At 39.2% G+C, this 4,435-nt stretch carries 4 protein-coding genes and 2 pseudogenes; all 6 read left to right on the top strand.

What is annotated here, in order from left to right; translation table 11 throughout:
* Window positions 1–206: hypothetical protein (locus IG80_RS16435; protein ID WP_232224431.1), on the top strand; the 206-nt coding region annotated here is incomplete at its 5' end.
* 127 nt (window positions 207–333) lie between these two features.
* Window positions 334–615 carry a transposase gene (locus tag IG80_RS0111965; protein WP_032114173.1) on the top strand — a complete coding sequence of 94 codons (282 nt, stop codon included), beginning with the start codon at window positions 334–336 and terminating at the stop codon, window positions 613–615.
* 199 nt (window positions 616–814) lie between these two features.
* Window positions 815–1,444, top strand: a pseudogene (locus IG80_RS0111960) (IS110 family RNA-guided transposase); the annotation flags it as partial.
* Window positions 1,445–1,513: 69 nt separating this feature from the next.
* Entirely contained in the window at window positions 1,514–1,795 is a 282-nt protein-coding gene (locus IG80_RS0111955) for a transposase (protein ID WP_032114173.1), read from the top strand.
* A 199-nt stretch (window positions 1,796–1,994) separates the two neighbouring features.
* Window positions 1,995–3,359, top strand: coding sequence for an IS110 family RNA-guided transposase (locus IG80_RS0111950; RefSeq protein WP_032114172.1), 1,365 nt, complete (start codon window positions 1,995–1,997; stop codon window positions 3,357–3,359).
* A gap of 27 nt (window positions 3,360–3,386) precedes the next feature.
* Window positions 3,387–4,283, top strand: a pseudogene (locus IG80_RS0111945) (IS3 family transposase); the annotation flags it as partial.
* Window positions 4,284–4,435: the final 152 nt, after the last annotated feature.

Below are 4,435 nucleotides of genomic sequence, written 5' to 3'. Positions count from 1 at the left end.
CCTTTAATACATTCTTTAAGTATGACATGTCATACATTCAAACATCAAGCAGAAAATATGCTTATGTATCAGCATTTCTGTGGATTGTGGGTTCAAATTTTTCAGTGTGTAAAGCTAAAGATTTAGGTGTTCAAGGTCCTCTCTTTACCATTACTGAAGAAAGCTTATTAGATGTTATTAAAACTAAGTTACAAGCACTCAATTAGTTCAACATCAATTATAAAAATGATGATCCTTATGCTTAATTTAAGAAATCTGTCAAAGGTGTGATCTTGCTACAATAAAGCGGACACAAGGAACCGAGATGGGTTAATGTTATTGAAAGGAGAGAACATGACCCAGAAATACGATAAAGAATTTAAAATTAATGCGGTTAAAGTTTATTTGAGTAATGACAAGAGCATTGAGAAGATCGCTTTAGATTTAGGGATTTCGCGTGCCAGTTTAGGGCACTGGATTAAACAATACCGGCGTGAGGGAGAGAGAAGTTTTCCTGGCAGTGGCCATGTTGTTGAGGAAGAATTAAGAGCGCTTAAGCGGGAGCTTTATCTTGTTCGCCAGGAGCGAGATATCTTAAAAAACCACCTAAATGGCACCCCTTTCCCTAATAAATAGAAACTCGCGCTCGTTAACTGCTAAAGTTGAGCTATCAAAGAGAGCGGCCGTCTGCTTATTGGTGGATTACCCCGTTAAAAAACATGGTCCAGGGAGTACAACGAACCCGGCATTGGAGGTACAAACCCCGTTTAGGAAAGTGATTTATTCGTTACCCTGCTCTTTGATTCTATAGATAAACAAGGAGAAGAGGTAAGTGATGACTCAATCTAACAGACAATCCAGTATGCCAATTATTCATCAAAATGCTGCTGGGATTGATATTGGTGCTAAGTTTCACGTTGTTGCTGTAGGGAGTGATAAAGCAAAAGAACCAGTTCGTACGTTTCAAAGTTTTACCACAGATTTACATGCTATGGCAAAATGGCTTAAAAGCTGTGAGGTCACCAGCATTGCTATGGAATCCACAGGTATTTATTGGATTCCTGCTTTTGAGATCTTAGAGAATTATGGTTTTGAGGTATTTTTAGTTAATCCACGAGAAGCTAAAAATGTTCCTGGACGTAAAACAGACGTCAATGATGCGCAATGGATTCAACGGTTACATCAATTTGGTTTGTTACGTGCTAGCTTCAGACCAGAAAAACAAATTACTGTGCTACGTGCTTATATTAGACAACGTGAACGTATGCTTGAATTCAGAGCCTCTCATATCCAGCATATGCAAAAAGCTTTAATGCAAATGAACTTACAGTTGCATCATGTCGTATCGGATATAACGGGAGCCACAGGCATGAAGATCATTCGTGCGATTATGAATGGTGAACGTTGCCCTGCTGTATTAGCAGAACATAGAGACATACGTTGTAAGGAATCCATTAAAACTATTGAGTGATCTTGCTACAATAAAGCGGACACAAGGAACCGAGATGGGTTAATGTTATTGAAAGGAGAGAACATGACCCAGAAATACGATAAAGAATTTAAAATTAATGCGGTTAAAGTTTATTTGAGTAATGACAAGAGCATTGAGAAGATCGCTTTAGATTTAGGGATTTCGCGTGCCAGTTTAGGGCACTGGATTAAACAATACCGGCGTGAGGGAGAGAGAAGTTTTCCTGGCAGTGGCCATGTTGTTGAGGAAGAATTAAGAGCGCTTAAGCGGGAGCTTTATCTTGTTCGCCAGGAGCGAGATATCTTAAAAAACCACCTAAATGGCACCCCTTTCCCTAATAAATAGAAACTCGCGCTCGTTAACTGCTAAAGTTGAGCTATCAAAGAGAGCGGCCGTCTGCTTATTGGTGGATTACCCCGTTAAAAAACATGGTCCAGGGAGTACAACGAACCCGGCATTGGAGGTACAAACCCCGTTTAGGAAAGTGATTTATTCGTTACCCTGCTCTTTGATTCTATAGATAAACAAGGAGAAGAGGTAAGTGATGACTCAATCTAACAGACAATCCAGTATGCCAATTATTCATCAAAATGCTGCTGGGATTGATATTGGTGCTAAGTTTCACGTTGTTGCTGTAGGGAGTGATAAAGCAAAAGAACCAGTTCGTACGTTTCAAAGTTTTACCACAGATTTACATGCTATGGCAAAATGGCTTAAAAGCTGTGAGGTCACCAGCATTGCTATGGAATCCACAGGTATTTATTGGATTCCTGCTTTTGAGATCTTAGAGAATTATGGTTTTGAGGTATTTTTAGTTAATCCACGAGAAGCTAAAAATGTTCCTGGACGTAAAACAGACGTCAATGATGCGCAATGGATTCAACGGTTACATCAATTTGGTTTGTTACGTGCTAGCTTCAGACCAGAAAAACAAATTACTGTGCTACGTGCTTATATTAGACAACGTGAACGTATGCTTGAATTCAGAGCCTCTCATATCCAGCATATGCAAAAAGCTTTAATGCAAATGAACTTACAGTTGCATCATGTCGTATCGGATATAACGGGAGCCACAGGCATGAAGATCATTCGTGCGATTATGAATGGTGAACGTTGCCCTGCTGTATTAGCAGAACATAGAGACATACGTTGTAAGGAATCCATTAAAACTATTGAGGAATCCTTAAAGGGTAATTATCAAGAAGAGCATTTGTTTTCTTTAACTCAAGCTGTTGAATTATTCGATTATTACACACAAAAAATTAATGAGTGTGATCGTCGAATAGAAGAGACATTAAGCTTGCTTGGAAAAGATAATAAGTTGCCTGATCAACCTCTACCCAAAGCCAGGCATCGCACTAAACAACCTAATAGCTTAAGCTTTGATGTAAGAGCATCCCTTTACCAAGCATTAGGAATGGACTTAACACAAATACACGGTGTTGGACCTTCATTAGCCTTAAAATTAATATCAGAATGTGGCACTGATATGTCTCGCTGGCCGAGCAGCAAGCACTTTACTTCTTGGCTATGTCTTTCTCCAGGGAATAAGGTATCAGGAGGGAAAGTATTATCATCACGAACACGGCGTTCCTCAAGTCGTGCGGCAGCAGCATTAAGATTGGCTGCTGTAACAATTGGAAAGACAAATACGGCTCTTGGTGCGTTTTATAGACGACTCTCGGCTCGCATTGGTAAATCAAAGGCAATTACTGCAACAGCTAGAAAAATGGCAGTATTATTTTTTAATGCTCTGCGTTATGGAATGCAATATGTTGATCCAGGTGCCAATTACTATGAGGCACGATATCAAAAGCGGGTTCTTGATAACTTATCAAAGCGAGCTGCTGCTTTAGGTTATATATTGCAAGAGAATAAAATGCAGGACTTGGTACAGGGAGTTTCTTAGGAAAGCAGTTGCCATCTTCTCCGAACCCCGAGGCAAAGGTACGAATTCATGAAGCATCATACCACTTTATTTTCCTTGGATCAGATGGCGCAAGTCTTAGGGGTTTCTCGCAGTGGGTATTACGATTTTATTAAAAGGAGTCCCAGCAAGAGAGAACTGGAGAACACTGAGACTGTTAAAAGAATGAGGACTATTTTTGAGGAGAGCCGAGAAACTTATGGCAGTCCTCGGATCCATGCAGAACTTTGTGCTCAGGGAACTTTTTGTTCTCGAGTTAAAGTCGCTCGATTGATGCAGAAGAATGATATCCAAGCCAAGATGTATAGGAAGTTTGTTAAAACAACAAAACGTTCAGAAAATATCACTCGTCCAACCCAGGATCTCGTTCAGCAGAATTTTTATTCTCCTCTTCCTAATAGAATTTGGGCCGCAGATATTACTTTTATTGCCATCAATAGAACCTGGGCTTATCTGGCTATTATTCTTGATCTATTCTCTCGAAAAGTGGTGGGAATGGCTTTGAGTGATCACATGAGAAGTTCTTTAATTTTAGCAGCACTTAATCAAGCTCTCTTATTAAGGAGACCTCCTTCAGGGCTTATTCATCATTCTGATATGGGGAGCCAATATACAAGCAATAACCTTTATGAAATAGCTCAAACTCATGGAATAAAACTGAGTCATGGAAAAACAGGATGTGCTTATGACAATGCTGCAATGGAGAGCTTCTTTCATACGCTTAAAACAGAGCATGTCTATTTTAAGAACTATAAAACTTTAGAAGAAGCAAAAACCGATATCTTTGAATACATATTCACATTTTATAACTCTAAAAGGAGGCACTCGACACTCAACTATCAAAGTCCAAATCAGTGGGAATACAATCATTACAAAAATCAAACCATCTCAGTTCACAATGTCTAAATTTTTGTAGCAAGATCAAAAAAATATGACGCCTAATGAATATAGTTTATTCATAAAAAACACGGAAAACTACACGACCCCCTGGTACTAAATTTGGGAGCTTTACACCTCATTCGGGCTTTAATAGTTGAGTAGTGAAAACTACTTTTTAG

Source organism: Candidatus Paracaedibacter symbiosus (assembly GCF_000757605.1).
Lineage (GTDB): Bacteria > Pseudomonadota > Alphaproteobacteria > Paracaedibacterales > Paracaedibacteraceae > Paracaedibacter_A > Paracaedibacter_A symbiosus.
The sequence above is the reverse complement of the archived record's forward strand: the minus strand, read 5'-3'. Positions and strand labels throughout refer to the sequence as shown.

Coding starts and splice junctions, on each gene's coding strand:
- IG80_RS0111965 (WP_032114173.1), top strand. CDS start 334: ATGACCCAGAAATACGATAAAGAATTTAAAATTAATGCGGTTAAAGTT.
- IG80_RS0111955 (WP_032114173.1), top strand. CDS start 1,514: ATGACCCAGAAATACGATAAAGAATTTAAAATTAATGCGGTTAAAGTT.
- IG80_RS0111950 (WP_032114172.1), top strand. CDS start 1,995: ATGACTCAATCTAACAGACAATCCAGTATGCCAATTATTCATCAAAAT.